We start from the raw sequence: 17,009 nt of genomic DNA, 5'->3' as shown, positions 1-17,009 counted from the left end.
GCGTGGTCTTAAACGTCAAATTGCCTAACTCCAGGTCAACAGCCGCATTGAAGGCTTTGCTGATCGCAGTGAGTTCTGCTGAAGCTCCCCCGGCAGCGGGTAACCGTCCCAGATTTCCCACGTTCGGAACAACAAAGTTCTTCGCGCCCGCACTTTCTAAAGTTGAAACAGCATTTTTGATATTGAGACTTCCCTCCCGCAGCAGCGCCGCTGGATCTGCAAAGGTTGTACCTGCGCCCGACGGGTCTGGTAGGGGTGATCCTCTGAGGGTATCGATGAAGTCGTTAGAACCTGCCCAAACAATATAAAGCCCATCTGGGTCTGCACTACCCGTGCCAACCCTACTTCTGAAAGCATCAATTTGATCCAGTAAGCCGGGAAGGTCCCGCCTGACATCGTCTTCAAGAACATTGCTCCGTCCGGTGGTTGCCCCGCCAAATGCAAGGTTATTAGGCTGCTGCAAGCTGTAGCCAGTGCCCAGAAGGGTTGCCAACTGCTCAACCGCGACGGGTCCGTTGGAGAATCGCCCATTAAAGTAAGGGGGGCTTGGAGGAATCAGTCTTCCGCTGGCAGCAAAGGCATTGCCTGTATCAGAGATGCTGTCGCCGAACACATAAATATTTTTTGTAGCCATCTTTTCCTTTTGATTCTGTAACTGTTGATAGGTCAGAAGGCGAAGCTGCGAGGTGAGGACGATGTGAAGCAGTTCCCCTCTGGGGCGATCGGTTCCCTATCTTTTGATCGCTCTTGTCCAGCTCCTCCAGTGCTATTGCTTGGCATAGTACCATTATTGGCTTACCCAGTTCTTCAGTTGACAAACCTGCTGTATCGCTCACCCATCCATCGAAGTCCGATGCCCGATCGAATGCTGGATTGTGATTTATGCTGAAAACTGGATCTCACCCAATCTGTTCAAAACAATCAATCAAAGCAGCGAATGCCCCAGCGAAATGATCTAGATTTTTATAATCGTGTTGCCGACGAATGGTGGTGCGAAACGGCGAAAATCTACGCGCTTTATCACCTGAACCCAGCCCGCTTCCAGTATTTTGATCACCATATTTCTAGTTGGGCAGGCTTAAAGGTTTTAGATGTTGGCTGTGGCGGCGGCTTCTCCTGTGAATATTTAGCAAGGCGGGGCGCGATCGTGCATGGTATTGACCAGTCACCAAGCTGCATTGCTGCGGCTCAAAAACACGCCTCAGTGAGTCAACTGGCAATCGATTACTGTCACGCATACGCCGAATCTTTGCCCTATCCAGATCAAAGTTTTGATGTCGTCGTCTGCGTGGATGTTTTGGAGCATGTGGCAGATTTGCAGCAGACGATCGCTGAGATTCATCGCGTCTTGAAACCAGGGGGAATGTTTTGCTTTGACACAATTAACCGCACCTTTAAGTCAAAGCTAATTATGGTCTGGCTGCTGGAAGATTGGCTGCGTCAGATTCCGCGTGGGATTCACGACTGGCAAAAGTTTATCAAGCCAAAAGAACTTCAGAATTTAATGGTGAAAAAGGGTTTTGAGGCGATCGAAATTCAAGGGTTTAATGTGTTAGGTGAAACGGTGCGAGAAAATATTGAAGCTTATTTGCACTATCGTAAAACAGGCGCATTTAAGATTCGCTTCAGTGACAACACATCGGTCATGTATATCGGCAAAGCAAAACGCCTATCAACTTCCTGAATGGCAGTTTAAGGCCCAATTTAGCTCAGTAAAAATCTAGCTCAATAAAAAAGACTGGGACATTGCCCAGCCTAACTCAAAACAACTAAGATATTCCGCTTGGGAGGACTGACTTAGAGCTTCGGAACGTACTGCTCTTTCTCAGGAACCACGGTGTATTCTGCCACAATCTGACGGAACTCTTCGCCGTCGATCGTCTCTTTTTCAATCAGCAAATCAACCAATCGATCGATGACTTCGCGGTTATCGCGAACGATTTTGCAGGACTGCTCGTAGCAGTGTTCGACAATCGATCGCACCTGAGCATCAATCCGGGCAGCAATCTCTTCTGAGTATTCCGAGCGAGACATCCAATCCCGTCCCAGGAACACTTCACCCTGCTGGCTTTCCAGCGAGAGCGGTCCCAAGTCAGACATACCGAAGCGAGTGACCATCTGCCGCGCCATGCCAGACACTTGCTGAAGGTCGCCGCCTGCGCCTGTCGTGACTTCTGCATCGCCAAAGATGACCACCTCGGCAGCGCGTCCGCCCAGTGCGCCTGTGATTCTTGCCATAAGCTGCGATCGAGAAATGAGACCCTGCTCCTCGTTGGGCGTAAACCAGGTAAGACCCTGCGCTTGTCCGCGTGGAATCAGCGTGACTTTTTGAACCGGATCGTGGTCTTTCATCAGCGTCCCGACGATCGCGTGTCCAATTTCGTGGTAGGCGATGAGTCGCTTGCTCTTGCTGTCTACGAGGGGCGTACCTTCCATTCCCGCCACAACCCGATCGACTGCGTCATCAATTTCGAGCATCGTAATGGCTTCTTTACGACGACGCGCTGTGAGAATTGCCGCTTCGTTCAGCAGGTTTGCCAGATCCGCTCCAGTAAATCCGGGCGTCCGGCGGGCGATCGCTTCCAGGGAAACGGCTTGGTCAATCTTTTTATTGCGGGCATGGACTTGCAGCACTTCCAGACGACCTTTGATGTCCGGTGCATCTACTGTCACCTGACGATCGAAGCGACCGGGGCGCAGAAGCGCGGAGTCCAGGACATCGGGACGGTTCGTTGCCGCAATGATGATAATGCCCGTGTTGCCCTCGAAGCCGTCCATTTCGGTCAGCAACTGGTTCAGGGTTTGCTCGCGCTCGTCGTTGCCGCCGCCAATTCCAGCCCCCCGCTGCCGTCCGACTGCGTCAATTTCATCAATGAAGATAATGCACGGCGCGTTCTCTTTCGCCTTCTTGAACAGGTCGCGCACTCGGGACGCACCGACTCCCACAAACATCTCTACGAACTCCGAGCCAGAGATGCTGAAGAAGGGCACCCCTGCTTCTCCGGCGATCGCCTTTGCCAGCAGCGTTTTTCCGGTTCCGGGAGGACCGACGAGCAGCACCCCTTTCGGAATTTTTGCGCCGACGGCGGTGAAGCGTTCGGGTTTTTTGAGGAAGGTCACGACTTCCTGGAGTTCTTCTTTGGCTTCTTCGATGCCTGCTACGTCGTCAAACATAACGCCCGTTTTGGCTTCCATCATGAAGCGGGCTTTGGATTTGCCAAAGTTCATTGCCTGACCCGGACCACCAGGAACGTTGCTGGAGCGACGGAACAAAAAGAATAGTCCACCAATCAACAGCAGCGGGAAGATCAGGTTGCCCAGTAAACCCCAAACTGCACCATCGTTGCGGGGCGGATGGAAGTCAAAGCTGATGTCTTCTTGCCGCAGGCGGGTGATTAGCTCAGGCGTGTTGCCCGGTAGATCAACCCGGAGCCGCTGCATTCGACCGTCTAGATCGGGATCGAGCGCTTCAACGATCGCCGTTCTACCGCCCTCGTACAGGTCAACGCTGGTGACGCGCCCCTGATTCAGATAATCGAGGAAGCGTCCGTAGGTCATGCGAGTGCTTGCTGTGTTAGTCGCCGCACTCATGGGAGCGGTCGAAAATGCGCCCTGCCACAGAAAGAAGCCAATAATCAGGGCTGGCATTGTCCAGAGAAGGATGGCTCTCCAGGAAAGTTTCATAGTGGTGTGTTGCCTCTTATGGATGCAGCAGGTTCAGCAGCGACTGAATCAAAAGGATTTGCTATAGGAGTATGCGAATTCCACTTGTGGAGCGGATTCATCAGTTGGATTTAGTCGCTTGTAATTTCAGTGTAATTCTCCTCTGCTGTTCCGCGAAGGACAGGCGAAGCAGAGACGCTGCCGAAATTGCTGAGAACGAATCTTAACTAAATTTAACGTAATTACGAGATTTCGGGCAACTTCTCCTCTGGTCTTCTGCCCTGTCTTCCTGCTTCAGCTCTGCCGTTGATGCTTTGATGCCTGCGATCGATGAGCAGTCGCGAAACGGGTAGGATTCGTCAGAGTGAGGAAAAAATGAAAATACCTGGAACGGGTGTACTAATTTAAGGAATCGTGATAGAACAAACGTATCAAATTCGGTTGGAGCTGGTCTGTGGCAGATCTGGCAAATCTCCCATTAAATCTCCTATTGATAGCCCCCTTTATCAACAATTATGCAATGAGGCGATCGAACCCTATGGCAGGTAAATCTTCTCCCGCAAGTTCCCAATTGGTGTCCCCGTCTATTCTGAGCGTCGATTTAGGGCGCACCTCAACGAAAGCAAGTGTTGGACGGCATCCCGATCAGGTGATTTTAATTCCCGCGAATGTTGCCCATCTCACAGTTGAGCAGGTGCGGCGCGGTGGCTTTGAATCTCAGCCCAGCGATCCTTTGCTGGATGTTTGGCTAGAGTTTCAGGGACGGGGCTATGCGGTCGGCCAACTGGGCGCAGACTTTGGAGCGGATTTGGGCGTAGGGCGATCGAAGGTTGAGGATGCGCTGATTAAGGTGCTGGCTTGCGTCGGCTATTTTGGGCTGCGCGATCGAATCTCGGTGGTGCTAGGGCTACCTTACTACTCACAAGAGCAGTTCGATCGAGAAAAAGAGCATTTGACTAGCCTGCTGCGCGGTCCCCATGTGATGAGCTATCGCGGGGAACTGGTCGCGATCGACGTTGAGCAGGTCTGGGTGATGCCGGAAGGCTACGGCAGTCTGATTTGGTGCGAGGCAGACAAAAAGGCATCCGGTGCAGATTTTCCGAACCTTTCCGTTGCCGTGGTCGATATCGGGCATCAAACCACTGACTTCCTGACGATCGATCGCTTCCGGTTTGCCCGAGGCGCGTCTAAAAGCGAACCGTTTGCAATGAGCCAGTTTTATGAGCAGGTGGCGGCTCAGATTCAGGGCGCAGATAGCCAGTCGCTCTCGTTGATCGAGGCAGTGAACCGATCGGAAGGCGAACGCTTCTTCCGTCCGCGTGGCGCAACGACTCCCACGAATTTAGATGACATTCTGCCCAGTCTGCGGCGTAGCTTCGCCCGCGAGTTATCTGTTCGCTTTGTGGAATGGTTACCGGAGCGAGTAACAGATGTCATTGTGAGTGGCGGCGGCGGCGAATTTTTCTGGAACGAGCTGCGTCCCCTGTTAAAGGAAGCTCGACTGAAAGGACATCTGGCAAAGCCTTCCCGCAAAGCGAATGCGCTGGGTCAATTTCTTTATGGCGAGGCACAAGCCTTAATTTTGCTGAGCCAGGCAGCCGCGAAAGCCTGAACAAGCAGCCTGAACTGGTTCGCCTTTGCTGAATGTCCCTTCATGTACTGACAGCACGCCTCCTGCCTTGCCCAATATCCTTCACCGGAGATTGACCTATGCTCGATCGCCAGCAACTTTCAACAGGAACTCATTTCATCGGCAATCAAACTTCCTACTGCAATCGATCGGTATGGTTTGCTGTGACCGATGCCGACCAGCTTTTGCTGCAAACGATCGACCACCTTCTGGAGGCAGGAGACTACAGCAGTTTTAGCGAGCTGTGTAAACAGGCACTCCGGGCTTGGCTGCTGCCCGATGATCCGCAGGCAGATTCAACGCTGATTGTGCTTCAGCAGCAGATAGTAGCTTTGCAGCTTCAGGTGAATCAGCTTTCGCAGCAATTGTCTCAGGCTCCTGCCCCTGCCCCGGCTGAACCAATCGCTGTCCTCGAAGCGCAAGTTACCGCACTGATGGAGAGAGTGGCTCACCTGGAGCAGTGCGCTGCCGAGGGCGACCCGCTGGAACTGCCACAGGACTGTACAAAAATTGCGGTTCCCGGGATGCCAGTTCGTGAAGCCGATCCTTTGCTCAATCGCCTGGTTGCCCTGCTAGAGGATTTTTAAGCAGGATGAGAAGAACTTTACTTTTAGGGGTTGATTTCACTGATGCGAATGACGTAAGGCGAGTAGGTATTTTGAGCAAAGGAGCCAACCCAAACCTGATACGTGCCGGAGAGCCACTGTCCTGCAATCCCAGGATTTTTGCCGGAAGTGTCATCGTTGCACCAGGTTCCGCCCGGTCCACGAACCACGATCGTGGTGTCTTCGGTGCTTTGCACTTGCAGGCTGAGACGGCTAAAAAACTGAGTCAGGACGATCGTGTGATCCGGTTGGGCATCAACAAAGCCATTGCAGGGGCCCGTCGCCGTATTGGGTCGCCCAGTAATTTGATTGGCAGCCCGATCGCCACCGCTAATGCCGCGAAGGGTTGTGGGATCAGGCGTGAAATTGGGGCTGAGCGTGACGTTCTCAAAAATCGTCAAGGGTTGAGCGGGTGAAGTTTGGGCACTGGCAGCCGCAATGTCAAAAGTCATGTTAAAGACTCCGGGCAGCAGCCCAGCTAAAACAAATGCAAATCCTGTCGATCGACGAGTGATTTTCAACCCTGGCTGATTCATAGTGTGATTTAAAGAACTTCGTTCATGGAAAGTCTGGTGATGCAGGGAAAAACGTGCAAATTTTATTTCCCTAAGCTCAAGTGAACCAGGGAACATGACCAGAGGCAATCCTAAACTGTTCCTTAACCTGTGCTTTTCTTAACCTGTGCTTTTATTGACCAGACTCAGCGATCGCCACTGCCTGCTTAAGCCGGGGCAACGCCATTTGGTGCTGATGCAGCAGCAGCCAGGACTCGACCAGATCCGGTCCCTGAAGGTCACAGGTGAGAGCCGCCCGCAGAGATTTCATCAACAGTCCTTTTTTGATGTTCTGCGCTTTCACCACCGTTTGCACGATCGCCTGTGCCCCTTCTGCGGTTAAATCAGTGACGCTTTCCAATTCCGTGATTACGCCTTTGAGCACGTCTCCCACGCCTGCCGAAACGAGTTGCGTTCGGGCGGCTTCGCTGTACTCTAGTTCAGGGTCAAACAGATAACGCGTCATGGGAACTGCGTCTTCGAGCCGTTCTAGACTGGCGGCGATCAGTGCGGTGAGCTGTTCTAGCCAGGGACGATTGCCTTCTGCATTCACTGGGTAGCCTGCCTGCTGCCAATGGGGAATCAGCAAATCCGTCAGCCGATCGATCGGCATGGCGTGGATATACTGGCTGTTGATCCAGTTGAGCTTGTCCCAGTCAAACTTTGCGCCTGCTTTGTTGACGCGATCGAAGCTGAACTGCTGTGCCGCTTCCTGCAGAGAAAACAGCTCAGACATTCCTTCTGGCGGCGACCAACCCAGCAGAGTCATGTAGTTGACGATCGCTTCTGCGGTGTAGCCCATGCGCTGAAAGTCAGAAATCGAAGTCACCCCGTCTCGTTTCGAGAGTTTTGCGCCTGCCTGATTCAGGATCAGCGGGCTGTGTCCAAACTGGGGCACGGTGGCTCCTAACGCTTCATACAGCAGGATTTGCTTAGGCGTGTTGCCAATGTGGTCTTCGCCGCGAATGACGTGGCTAATCTGCATATCAATATCGTCTACGACCACCACGAAGTTATAGAGCGGTTGTCCGACATCCTCTGCTGCTGCTGCCCGCGCAATCACCATATCGCCGCCCAGATCGCGCCCTTTCCAGGTGACGGTTCCGCGCACAAGGTCATTCCAGGTGATTTCACGATCGTCCTCGATCTTGAAGCGAATTACGGGCTTGCGTCCTTCTGCCACAAAAGCGGCTTCTTGTTCGGGGGTGAGGTTGCGGTGGCGATTGTCGTAGCGGGGGGCTTCGTTTCGCGCTTTTTGTGCCTCGCGCATCGCGTCCAGCTCTTCGGGGGTGTCGTAGGCGCGATAGGCTAAGCCTTTGTCGAGCAGTTCCTTCACTTTGGCGCGGTACAGATCGAGCCGCTTCGTCTGGTAAAACGGTCCTTCGTCCCAGGTCAGCCCCAGCCAGGTCAAGCCATCGAGAATATTTTGGGTATATTCGGGGCGCGATCGTTCCAGATCGGTATCTTCCACCCGCAGAATGAACTGTCCCCCCTGATGGCGGGCAAACAGCCAGTTAAAGACCGCAGTACGGGCAGTACCAATGTGCAGATTTCCGGTGGGACTGGGAGCAATACGAACGCGAACAGACATAAAAATCCAACAGTGAAAGAACAGCGGTAATTTTTCCCGCGCTTGGACATTCTTAGAATTCTAGCGAGTCTCGATCGCCTTCGATGCTGCAGATTCTAAATTTCCTTTGGGCTGAAGCAGTTAGGAGCTAGATAAAATCTCATTTTTGTAGGACTCGTAGGAATCTGGCAGAAATTGTTTGACAAACCTCCAGAGAGTCTGCATAATAGAAATCGCGCCAAATAAAGGCGAAATTAAGGGACTGTAGTTCAATTGGTTAGAGCACCGCCCTGTCACGGCGGAAGTTGCGGGTTCGAGCCCCGTCAGTCCCGTAAAAGCTAAGCAAAAAAGCTAGGTAAATAGAGAGAGCTAAGCAAGCTCTTCTCGAATAGAAATTCTACTCATTGATAGCCCCCAGCGCTTTGAGCGTTGTTTTTTGTGACTGCTAAGCAAACCGATTCAATGCGATCGTTTCTGGCATTGCCGTTTATGGTATCGTCACCCAAGCCGTCAATTAGTCGATCGTTTTTGGTTCTTCCAGTAATATCGCCACCGCCCTCACCATCATCAACAAGATCGTTCCCGGCTCCGCCACTGCAAATATCATCTCCACCCTATCCGTGCAGTCGATCGGTTTCTCCCCGTCCATCATATTTACAATTCAATTGAATTCAATTGATCTCCTTCAAATTTATCTTTTCCTTTTGAACCACGTTTAATAATTCTTTCGTTAGCCATTGTTCCATCTCCGCGCTTGTTTTTGTAAAGTGCGATCGCTGAAATGAGGGCAGCAGCCTGCAACCCGTAAGGCTCATAAGATGCTGAAAGTAAAATTCCGAGGGAAGGATGCGAGAAAATGTTTTGTCTCTGCATTCAAGACCCAGATTAAGCAATCGGTTCGGTTTTGCCAGTCCGAAAAAGCCAGAAAAAGCTAGAAAAAATTAGATGTTGAGGTTTGATCGATATCTAATTGATGAAAATGGTGCACAGCAGGAATTTCAGCAGCGTCGGCTCGATCGCTACACCACTGGGTGGAACGTTTGAATCAAAAGGTGAATCAGAGAGCGAATTAGAAAGTGAATTGAATAGTGAATTCAGACAGTAAACCTCCTGCATAAATGCTCGCCCTCTCCCTAAAATTCCTCGTCCAAAATTAAAAGAGGAACTTTGAGATTGCTTTCCGATCTAGGTAGGAGGTTTATTAAATCAGCCAGTGAATCAGCCAGTGAATTTGAGGGGGAATCAGACAAAAGTACGGCTTTCGACCCTGAACCGGATGGCGATCGGCTTGGTACACGGTTGCAAAATGCCTTTTGCCCAATGGCGAACCGATGTTAGATCTAGGGTGATTGAAAGACCTGCTTGCAGGAAGGTTCTGGATTTCCTGCATGCTTTAGCAGAAGTTGAGTGCGTCCTACCTGAACAACGGAAATAGTCCTAAGATGCCAGATACAATTCGTCCCAGCGGTCCCAGCGTGTCTTCGGTGGCATCGGAGAAGCTAGCAAGCCCCGATCGCCCGACGACGATTACATCTCCTCTTTGTAAAGGCGGATTACTGGCAGACTCGGCTCCCTGACTCAAGTCGATCTCCACTTCGCTTTGGCTGACTGTGCCATCCGGGTTTAAGCGAACAAGCTTGACCTCACCGGTTCTGGCACGCCTGAGATTAAAGCCACCTGCTGCCATCAGTGCCTGATTCATGGGTGTATTGGGCGGCACTTCTACCATGCCCGGTGTCATTACTTCACCCACCACGTAGACCGGAATCGACTCTGGCGAAAAACTTGCTGCCCCAAGCTGAACTGCCTCTGATGGATTCACTGCTGTTGCGGTGGGAATAAAAATTGAATCTCCAGCATGGAGCATGACATCTTTGCCCAGATCACCTGTCATTAACAAATCCCACAGGTTCACATTAATTGTTTGCCGGGAGCCATCTCGCTGAATCCGCTGCACTTGTACCTGACGTAAATCTGCTTTAGGGGTGATGCCACCTGCAATTTGAAGTGCTTCAGTCACGGTTGGGAATTGAGCAGCTTCTTCCCCGCTCGAAAGGTTATAGGTTCCGGGACGGTTGACCTGGCCTGCGATGCCCACACGCAGCGGGCGCATTTCAACCAGGCTGACGGTAACGACTGGACGCTTAATATAAGTGCTGTACTGAGTCGCGATCGCATCTGCTGCCTGCCTCAGTGTCATTCCCCCCACCATCACGGTTCCTGCCACGGGTAGGCTCAGCGATCCGTCAGGCAATACGAGTGTTTCGCTGCTATATTCCTCTGCGCCAAACGTGATGATACTAATTTGATCGCCTGCCCCTAACATGTAAGCATCCAGGGAAGGAGTTTCAGTTCCCGTCTGGTTTGCCGAGCCCTGAACCGTTAAATTTGGTGCGGCTTGTGGTGCTTGCGGTGCTTGTTCCGCCTGTGTTTGCGCCTGTGCAACAGTCCCATTCCCCCAGAGGGCTGCAAGCGTTAATACGGTCATACTCATGATCCGACTTACAGGTTTCTTCATACTTGCTTCCTGTTGAGTTGAGGATGTGTCAAGGATTATTGTATTAAGGATTACTTAGGTCAGTCTCTTGTGCGATCGATTTTACAAACGCGAATAGTCTAACCTGCAATTAGGATCGATCGTCAATCTTTTCATCAGCGTGTTGTCAGTTCCTTGTTTGACTCGTTCTATACCGTCTACACCGAATCCCCCGCTGCTCATACTGAAGTGCATATTCAAGCAACCTCCAGGGAATTAGAGCGTTATTAAGATACAGTATTCGTAGATTTATTAGGTTGGGGAGTGACGTAGCTCACTGCTGGTTCCCTCGAAAATACCGCAGTATAAATGGAACTTCTGGTCTAGAGACTACCTAACTCCATTCCCAGGGTAACTCTCTAATTTGATCGAACTTGCAATACTTGGGGTTCCCTGCTCCGTCATCCTGGAGTTTTATCAAAATGACCCAGTACAAGTCGCTTTTCTCTCTTGCTGTGATTAAGCGTTGAACGCTGTTGCTGCTTTCCTCCGTATTGTTCAGGTATTTTCTAGGATTGCCTGCCCTATCCTTCAGGGATTCAAGTTTCTTGTCTAGTTCATGAGCGTACGAAACACCGAAAACCATCAGTAGGGGCTTATCGTTACCATGAATTTGCTAATTTTCAGATTTTTTGCAAAATGTATCAAGCTTGACTATTATATTGGGAAGAGTAAGCTACTCTTCGGTGGATTACGCAAGCCAGTCCGAGTAATGCTACTTAAAAGCTTGAGGTTAGGTTGTATCAATTCCTAACCTTTGACGCTCTGAATCCTCTAAATTGATTGTTCTCTGAATTCGGAGAAGTTCTTTAGAGGATCTGAGTCGTTAGTTCAAGCGATCGATTCTTTCAGGTTTATCTTCAGTTGTTCCCTATTGTGAGTTCGCCATTTAAGCAGTATAGTTTCCTTTCGCTAATGCAGTGAGGGCATATTGCGCGATGACGAAACAAATTCTGATGGGAAATGCTCAGCGGAAAGTGAATGAATTTAGTGAGCTTCACTCCGTTCATCCAGATGCTTCCCTTCAGATGGGTTGTAGCGAAGCTGAGGATTTTGGGATGAAAAGCTGTGTGATGGGAAAGCAAATGCTTTTAGATAACCGCTCTAATTGGGCGGCAACCCCGGAAGCTGCTCTGCTCAAAATCATTTAGTTCCAAAAAGGCGCAGAACAGGTTTTCAAAAGGTTTTGTGTATCACTGCCTTACGCCAATGTCGTACACTCAATCCACAATCCTGTCTGCCACATGAGTGAGACTGTCTGCTGCGTGAGATAGTCATCGGGTTGACTCAACCTGATGGGCATATCCCGGCTATCTACAGCAAACTTTTCACTTTCCGTTAAAAATGGGTTGTCTATCTATTCGGTAGGGAAATGAAGGTACTTCTTGCATGTTCATCGGGTGGTCATTTTGCAACAATGCGTAGGCTAAAGCCTTTCTGGTCGCAGCACGATCGCGTTTGGGCAACGGATTTCAAAAAAGATACGCAGATTCTAGAACAATCTGAAGCGGTTCACTGGCTTCCTTATCAGCCGCCACGAGATGTCATTCGCATGATTGCCAATCTGCCTGCCACCTTCAGAATTTTATGGATCGAAAAGCCCGATGTAGTAATCTCGACTGGCGCAAGTGTTGCGGTTAATTTTGCTTTTGCTGCGTGGCTTTTAGGCATTCGTATCGTTTATGTCGAGAGCATTTCGAGATCACAAGAACTCAGTATCTCTGGAAGATTGGTGTATCCGATCGCAGACGAATTCTACGTTCAGTGGCCCGATCTGTGTCAGAAATATCCTAAAGCCGTGTTTAAAGGGTATGCTGCATGATTGTCGTGTCGTTTGGAACTATTCCATACCCATTCAACCGAGCATTGACCTGGGTAAAAACTTTGATTGAGAAAGGAACGATCGCAGAACCTGTCTTTATTCAATACGGGGTGAGTGACATTTCAACTCTGCTTGAATGTCCTCTGGTCACTGCTGATGCCATTCTTGATTCAAAAGAACTCATTCGTTTAATTGACAGAGCGCGGCTGGTGATCTCCCATGCAGGACAGGGTTCGACTCAGATGCTTGCATCGAGGGGTTGCTCTTTTATTTTGCTGCCTCGCTTAAAGAGCTACGGTGAGCACGTAGACGATCATCAGCTCAGTTTTGCTCAGGCAGTTGAGGCGTTTGGTGTGCGGCACTGTCTCTCGTTAGAGCAGCTAGAACAGGCAGTGCTGAATCCACCCTCGCGCTTTCGGCAGACCCTATTTACCGAACCCAGCCTGTCGCAACATTTGCTAGAAACCTATGGAGGTCAATCTTGATTTAAGAATGATTACTCGATCGTTTAAGGATTAGTCTATCTGGGGCGTACCTGCAAAGCCAGGCAGGCGGAACGCATTCAGTACTGTTAAGCACGAAGTTGGGAAGGTTAATTATGAACAATGCAATTGCAGTCGTGCGTCGATACTGGAAGCATCTACTGTTGTTAAATGGGCTTCTGATCGGTGCGACCGCTTTTAATGTAATGTACGCTTCTCGCACTTGGCAGGCGAATGCCCAGCTTATTCTCCCCGATACATCGACTAACTTGAATGCTAGTCTGGGCACGCTTGGGGAGTTACGAGAGCAAGGAGTTGCGTTTACCAATGAACTGAGTCCGCTGAAAGTGCAAGCTTCAATTATCACCAGCAATGATGTGATCAGTTCAGTTTGGGAATCTGACCCGGAACGGGAAGAATTCAGTAATCTGGAGAGCTACAGAAAGCTTTTTAAGGCGAAACCGATCGATCAAGCCACATCGATTCAGGTCGAAGTCACGGCATCGAAGCCTGAGCTCGCGCAAGAGCGAGTTGAGAAATTAATCAGCAGTTACCAAAAACGCTTAAATGAACTGCGCCAGGGGACTTCTGCTTCCCGTCAGCGGTTTAGTCAGGATCAGCTCACCCAGGCTGAACGGGAATTGGCAAAAGCCAGAAACGAATTAGCTGCCTTTCGGCAAGCGACTGGGCTGGTAGATAGCGAAGAGCAAGCTAAGAATCTGGATGCTAGCATCAATACGCTGGTGGCAATTCAGGCGCAAATTGCAGCTCAGGGCAAAGCAGCCCAAACTCGCACGAGCGCGCTTGCAAGCCGGCTTAATCTCTCCCCTGCTAAAGCGATCGATTCAATGCGCCTCGGGCAGGATAAGGAATATCAGAACCTGCGGACGGCGCTAACGGAGGTTGAAGCTGAGCTGGCAACTCGTCGGGGTGCCTTTACCGATAATGATCCCCAAGTTGTAGCGCTTCTGGGACAGCGGGATGAACTGAGGACAGCAATTAATCAGCGCGTTGCTGCCATTGTCCCCAATACGGTAGGCGTCGATGTGAGTTTGGGCGGAGACGCGTCTGGTGACGGGACGGTTGAACTCATCACTCAGCTGATTCAGGCAGAAAGCGAGGGTCAATCCTATCAGCAGCAGGCAAACCAGATTCAACAGCGAATTAACCAGCTCAAGGGCAATCTCAGTAGAATCGCAGGCCAACAGTCAAAGCTATCGGATCTTGAGCGTCGCTATGAAATTGCAGAGGGATTGTACAAGGGGCTTGTGGCACAGCTAGGGCAGACTCGTCTGACTGCGTTTGATTCCTATCCCAATGTGCAGGTGCTGGATAAGCCTGCGGTCAATCCAAAGCCCATCAGCCCCAAACTGTCGTTTATCCTTCTCGGCGGGTTGCTCAGCTCACTGTTGGGAAGTGCCGCCCTCGTGTCCTTTATGGAGTCACGGAATCCCTTCCTCAAGCCGAAGGATATTGAAAATAGCGAGCTTCCCGTTTTAGTTCGCATCCCGCAGATGAAGCAAACCGCCAAAGCCCTTGCTGAAACTGGGCTAACGGAGGTTGAAGTTCAGCGGCTTGCCTCAAAAATTAGCCTGATGCAGCTATCAAATCGGCGATTGATGGTCGGTAGTTCCATTAACGGAGAAGGAAAAACAACGGTTGCCCTAGTGCTGGCGATGGCACTGGTGGAATTGGGCTTTCGCGTTTTGGTGGTAGACGCCGATTTTCACAAAGCCGACTTGAGCGAACGTCTGGGCTATACCCTGTCTTCCGAAATGGGATGTCTTTCCAGCCCGGTTCCGGTTCGTTCTCGGTTAGACTTGCTGCCTGCCGCTAGGGGAACCCAGCAAAAAGCACTGGAGTTTGTGGCGCGGGGTCAGTTTGAACAGCACCTCAATGCAGTTCAGGCAAATGGAAACTACGACTATGTGATTGTGGACAGTGCGCCGATCGGTTTAACCAGCGAAACGACTTTGGTTGCAAAAGCGATTCAAAATGTGTTGATGATTGTGCGGCTGGAAGTGAGCGATCGTCAGATGGTTCAAGAGGCTTTAGAGCAACTGATTCGCCAAGAGTCACACGTCATTGGTTTGGCGGTGAATGGCGTTGAGCCGCGCGAAGCCTATCGTTACGAACTTAGCCGTTCTAGTACTTCCTCATGAATCGACATCCCAAAATTTCTGCGTCCCAATCCTTCTGGCAAAAGCCCGCTCAGGATCAGCAGAACGATTGCTTCGCAGTTCCCCAAGGGGGAAATCAGCTCTTTCACAATGGTTTGATTCGCTGGCAGGCTTTGACTGGAGCGGAGCGATTTGTGGGTCTTGCAATTGTTCTGGCTCCGGTCTGGTGGTTCATTAGCTGGAGCTACATGCCACTCTTCATGACGCTCGGGCTTTTTGCATACCACCTTGTTCGTCATAAGCAGTTGGGGTTAACTCGTCCCAGCCTTCCTGTGGTAGCCCTTCTGTTATTTACTGGCTATCTCATTGTTCTATACCGCTTGAGAGTGCCGGATGCAGGACCGACAGGAATCATCGGACTGCTGCAAATGTGGGGAACGGCGACAGCATTGCTCTGGTATGTCCAGAGCCAGAAAATTCGGATTCGGCTCACCGTTGTGGCATGGGCATTTTCGGTCGTCGTCCTTGAGGCGGTTCTTTACTGGTTGTTTGCTCGCTTTGTGCTTGGAGAACCCTTTTTTATTCCATCCCCAAACCTGATCGCAACATTTCTGGGGAATACAACGTTTCGATCGACACAGCTGGGTGCGGTTGGCAATTTTCTGAACCCCTATAATCCTTCGGTGAGGGGACCCGGCGGTTTAGTCCGCTACACCTTCTTCTTTCAGCATCCAACTATCTCCTCCCAGGTGTTTGCATTTGCGGTGCTGATTGCACTCGATCTCAAAAATCGGCTGTGGTCGAGTACGGTAATCGGGGCATCTGCTTTTTTGATTCTGGTTTGTCAGTCGCGCAATGTCTGGTTGGTGCTGCCGATCGTAGTTCTGGTTCACTGGCTGATCACAACCGGAAAAACGAGAGGACTTTCGGCTCTCATGGCAGCTCTGGCAGTCGTTAGTTTTGTGACGCTTTCGATTCCGCAGGTGACAGAAAAGCTTGCCGATCGAGTCACAACAACCGCAGAGGCAACGGGCAATCTCCGTAAGGATTCCACAGATGTTCGGAGAGATATCTATATCAAAACCTGGGCAAGCATTCTGACTGAGCCTCCCGTGATTGGTCATGCCGTCCCCGGTGAAGAGGTTGTTCCCGGCTACGAATTTGGTCGAGTTGGCACAGAGAGCTTCATCTTGGGGACGGTTTATCGGGCAGGCTTTCTTGGAACAGGGATGTTTCTAGTGTTTCTAATCTCTTTCCTGGCTTGGCTTTGGCGAACCCGTGACGATCGCCCGCTGTGCTGTTTTCTAATGCTGCTGCTGCTGGCTCTTTCTTCTGCCGTTACAGAGTTTTCGCCGCTAGAAGCGATCATCTTGATTCTGTGCGCCATTACTTACGTTCCGAAGCTGGCTCAGCCGAAACCGAAGTATCGCCCGAAGTATCGATATGTCTAAGCTTTTGATCCTGCCAGGATCCTGTGATGCGTTGAGCGGCACTTTAATCACGCTTTCAATGCTGCTTAAGGGAATTGAGCAATCGAGCCTGAATCCGGTAACAGTTCTAGTCCGGAAGGATTCTGTGATGCACCGCTATTTACAGGAAGCCGGACAGTCTAATTATCTCCATTTGATTTCTGCATCTAGTCAACAGCAATTTCTGCGTCGGGCACTCGATTGGGTCAATCATCAACCCCAGTCTTATCCTTTACTGCTGGATAACTGCGTTGAACGATCGCTTCTCCCAACCTTACTTCTATCTATCCCGTCACTCCGGTTGAGCCGTCGTCCGATCTATCACTTCTGTCATGATCTGGCACTTTCTAATAATTTGCTTGGAAATGTGCTGCGAAAAATGACTTTTGCTTGGCTTGCCCCTCAGGCAATTTGTAACTCAGGTTTTACAGCAAAGCATATTTCCAGAATCATGCCCAATATTCAGGGCATTTTGTATCAGCCTGTTGATTTCGATCGATTTAATTCTGCTCCGGTTTTGCCTCCTGCTTCGCTTAAGCCCATTCTAGAGTCGGGCGC

The 17,009-nt window shown here is 50.6% G+C and carries 16 protein-coding genes and 1 tRNA gene; 10 read left to right on the top strand and 7 right to left on the bottom strand.

Annotation, left to right across the window (positions count from 1 at the left end):
- On the bottom strand, positions 1-634 hold a 634-nt coding region (locus tag H6F80_RS23880), incomplete at its 3' end, for an SGNH/GDSL hydrolase family protein (protein ID WP_190794016.1).
- A 303-nt stretch (positions 635-937) separates the two neighbouring features.
- On the opposite strand from H6F80_RS23880, the gene ubiG reads away from it, so the two are divergent.
- Positions 938-1,684 carry a bifunctional 2-polyprenyl-6-hydroxyphenol methylase/3-demethylubiquinol 3-O-methyltransferase UbiG gene (ubiG, locus tag H6F80_RS23875; RefSeq protein ID WP_190794015.1) on the top strand — a complete coding sequence of 249 codons (747 nt, stop codon included), beginning with the start codon at positions 938-940 and terminating at the stop codon, positions 1,682-1,684.
- Positions 1,685-1,797: 113 nt separating this feature from the next.
- Here the strand turns inward: ubiG and ftsH2 are convergent, their stop codons facing one another.
- The gene (gene ftsH2, locus H6F80_RS23870) at positions 1,798-3,684 is read right to left on the bottom strand and encodes an ATP-dependent zinc metalloprotease FtsH2 (protein ID WP_190794014.1); all 1,887 of its coding nucleotides are present in this window, start codon (positions 3,682-3,684) and stop codon (positions 1,798-1,800) included.
- A gap of 517 nt (positions 3,685-4,201) precedes the next feature.
- Here ftsH2 and fcmB point away from each other — a divergent pair.
- Both fcmB and H6F80_RS23860 read left to right on the top strand, forming a co-directional pair.
- The gene (gene fcmB, locus H6F80_RS23865; protein ID WP_199296793.1) at positions 4,202-5,275 is read left to right on the top strand and encodes a filament morphology actin-like protein FcmB; all 1,074 of its coding nucleotides are present in this window, start codon (positions 4,202-4,204) and stop codon (positions 5,273-5,275) included.
- A gap of 98 nt (positions 5,276-5,373) precedes the next feature.
- Positions 5,374-5,880: a ribbon-helix-helix domain-containing protein gene (locus H6F80_RS23860; RefSeq protein WP_190794012.1), complete on the top strand. Its 507-nt coding sequence runs from the start codon at positions 5,374-5,376 to the stop codon at positions 5,878-5,880.
- Between the two features lie 23 nt (positions 5,881-5,903).
- Here the strand turns inward: H6F80_RS23860 and H6F80_RS23855 are convergent, their stop codons facing one another.
- Positions 5,904-6,434: a hypothetical protein gene (locus H6F80_RS23855; protein WP_242067543.1), complete on the bottom strand. Its 531-nt coding sequence runs from the start codon at positions 6,432-6,434 to the stop codon at positions 5,904-5,906.
- Positions 6,435-6,585: 151 nt separating this feature from the next.
- Positions 6,586-8,043 carry a glutamate--tRNA ligase gene (gene gltX / locus H6F80_RS23850; RefSeq protein ID WP_190794011.1) on the bottom strand — a complete coding sequence of 486 codons (1,458 nt, stop codon included), beginning with the start codon at positions 8,041-8,043 and terminating at the stop codon, positions 6,586-6,588.
- A gap of 237 nt (positions 8,044-8,280) precedes the next feature.
- Here gltX and H6F80_RS23845 point away from each other — a divergent pair.
- Positions 8,281-8,354: transfer RNA gene (locus tag H6F80_RS23845), tRNA-Asp, on the top strand.
- Positions 8,355-8,536: 182 nt separating this feature from the next.
- Here the strand turns inward: H6F80_RS23845 and H6F80_RS29300 are convergent.
- The 3 genes from H6F80_RS29300 to H6F80_RS23830 all read right to left on the bottom strand — a co-directional run bounded on the left by H6F80_RS29300 (position 8,537) and on the right by H6F80_RS23830 (position 10,540).
- Positions 8,537-8,674 (bottom strand): hypothetical protein, encoded by a 138-nt coding sequence (locus tag H6F80_RS29300; RefSeq protein ID WP_199296792.1) that lies wholly within the window; start codon positions 8,672-8,674, stop codon positions 8,537-8,539.
- A gap of 2 nt (positions 8,675-8,676) precedes the next feature.
- Positions 8,677-8,895, bottom strand: a complete 219-nt coding sequence (locus tag H6F80_RS23835) for a hypothetical protein (protein ID WP_190794010.1) — start codon at positions 8,893-8,895, stop codon at positions 8,677-8,679.
- Positions 8,896-9,436: 541 nt separating this feature from the next.
- Positions 9,437-10,540 carry an SLBB domain-containing protein gene (locus H6F80_RS23830; protein ID WP_190794009.1) on the bottom strand — a complete coding sequence of 368 codons (1,104 nt, stop codon included), beginning with the start codon at positions 10,538-10,540 and terminating at the stop codon, positions 9,437-9,439.
- 956 nt (positions 10,541-11,496) lie between these two features.
- Between H6F80_RS23830 and H6F80_RS23825 the strand changes: the two genes are divergently transcribed.
- The 6 genes from H6F80_RS23825 to H6F80_RS23800 all read left to right on the top strand — a co-directional run.
- The gene (locus H6F80_RS23825) at positions 11,497-11,709 is read left to right on the top strand and encodes a hypothetical protein (protein WP_190794008.1); all 213 of its coding nucleotides are present in this window, start codon (positions 11,497-11,499) and stop codon (positions 11,707-11,709) included.
- Positions 11,710-11,930: 221 nt separating this feature from the next.
- The gene (pssD, locus tag H6F80_RS23820) at positions 11,931-12,380 is read left to right on the top strand and encodes a PssD/Cps14F family polysaccharide biosynthesis glycosyltransferase (RefSeq protein ID WP_190794007.1); all 450 of its coding nucleotides are present in this window, start codon (positions 11,931-11,933) and stop codon (positions 12,378-12,380) included.
- On the top strand, positions 12,377-12,865 hold the full coding sequence (locus H6F80_RS23815; protein ID WP_190794006.1) for a glycosyltransferase: 489 nt from the start codon (positions 12,377-12,379) through the stop codon (positions 12,863-12,865). The genes pssD and H6F80_RS23815 overlap by 4 nt, the downstream gene beginning before the upstream one ends.
- 113 nt (positions 12,866-12,978) lie before the next feature.
- The gene (locus H6F80_RS23810) at positions 12,979-15,024 is read left to right on the top strand and encodes a GumC family protein (protein WP_190794005.1); all 2,046 of its coding nucleotides are present in this window, start codon (positions 12,979-12,981) and stop codon (positions 15,022-15,024) included.
- The gene (locus H6F80_RS23805) at positions 15,021-16,433 is read left to right on the top strand and encodes an O-antigen ligase family protein (protein ID WP_190794004.1); all 1,413 of its coding nucleotides are present in this window, start codon (positions 15,021-15,023) and stop codon (positions 16,431-16,433) included. Before H6F80_RS23810 ends, H6F80_RS23805 begins: the two co-directional genes overlap by 4 nt.
- A partial coding sequence (locus H6F80_RS23800) for a glycosyltransferase family protein (protein ID WP_242067541.1) occupies positions 16,426-17,009 on the top strand: 584 nt, incomplete at its 3' end. The genes H6F80_RS23805 and H6F80_RS23800, both read left to right, overlap by 8 nt.

The sequence above is a fragment of the Leptolyngbya sp. FACHB-711 genome (genome assembly GCF_014695615.1).
Classification (GTDB): domain Bacteria; phylum Cyanobacteriota; class Cyanobacteriia; order Elainellales; family Elainellaceae; genus Leptolyngbya_A.
Note: the sequence above shows the minus strand (reverse complement) of the source record. Positions and strands in the feature narration are given on the sequence as shown.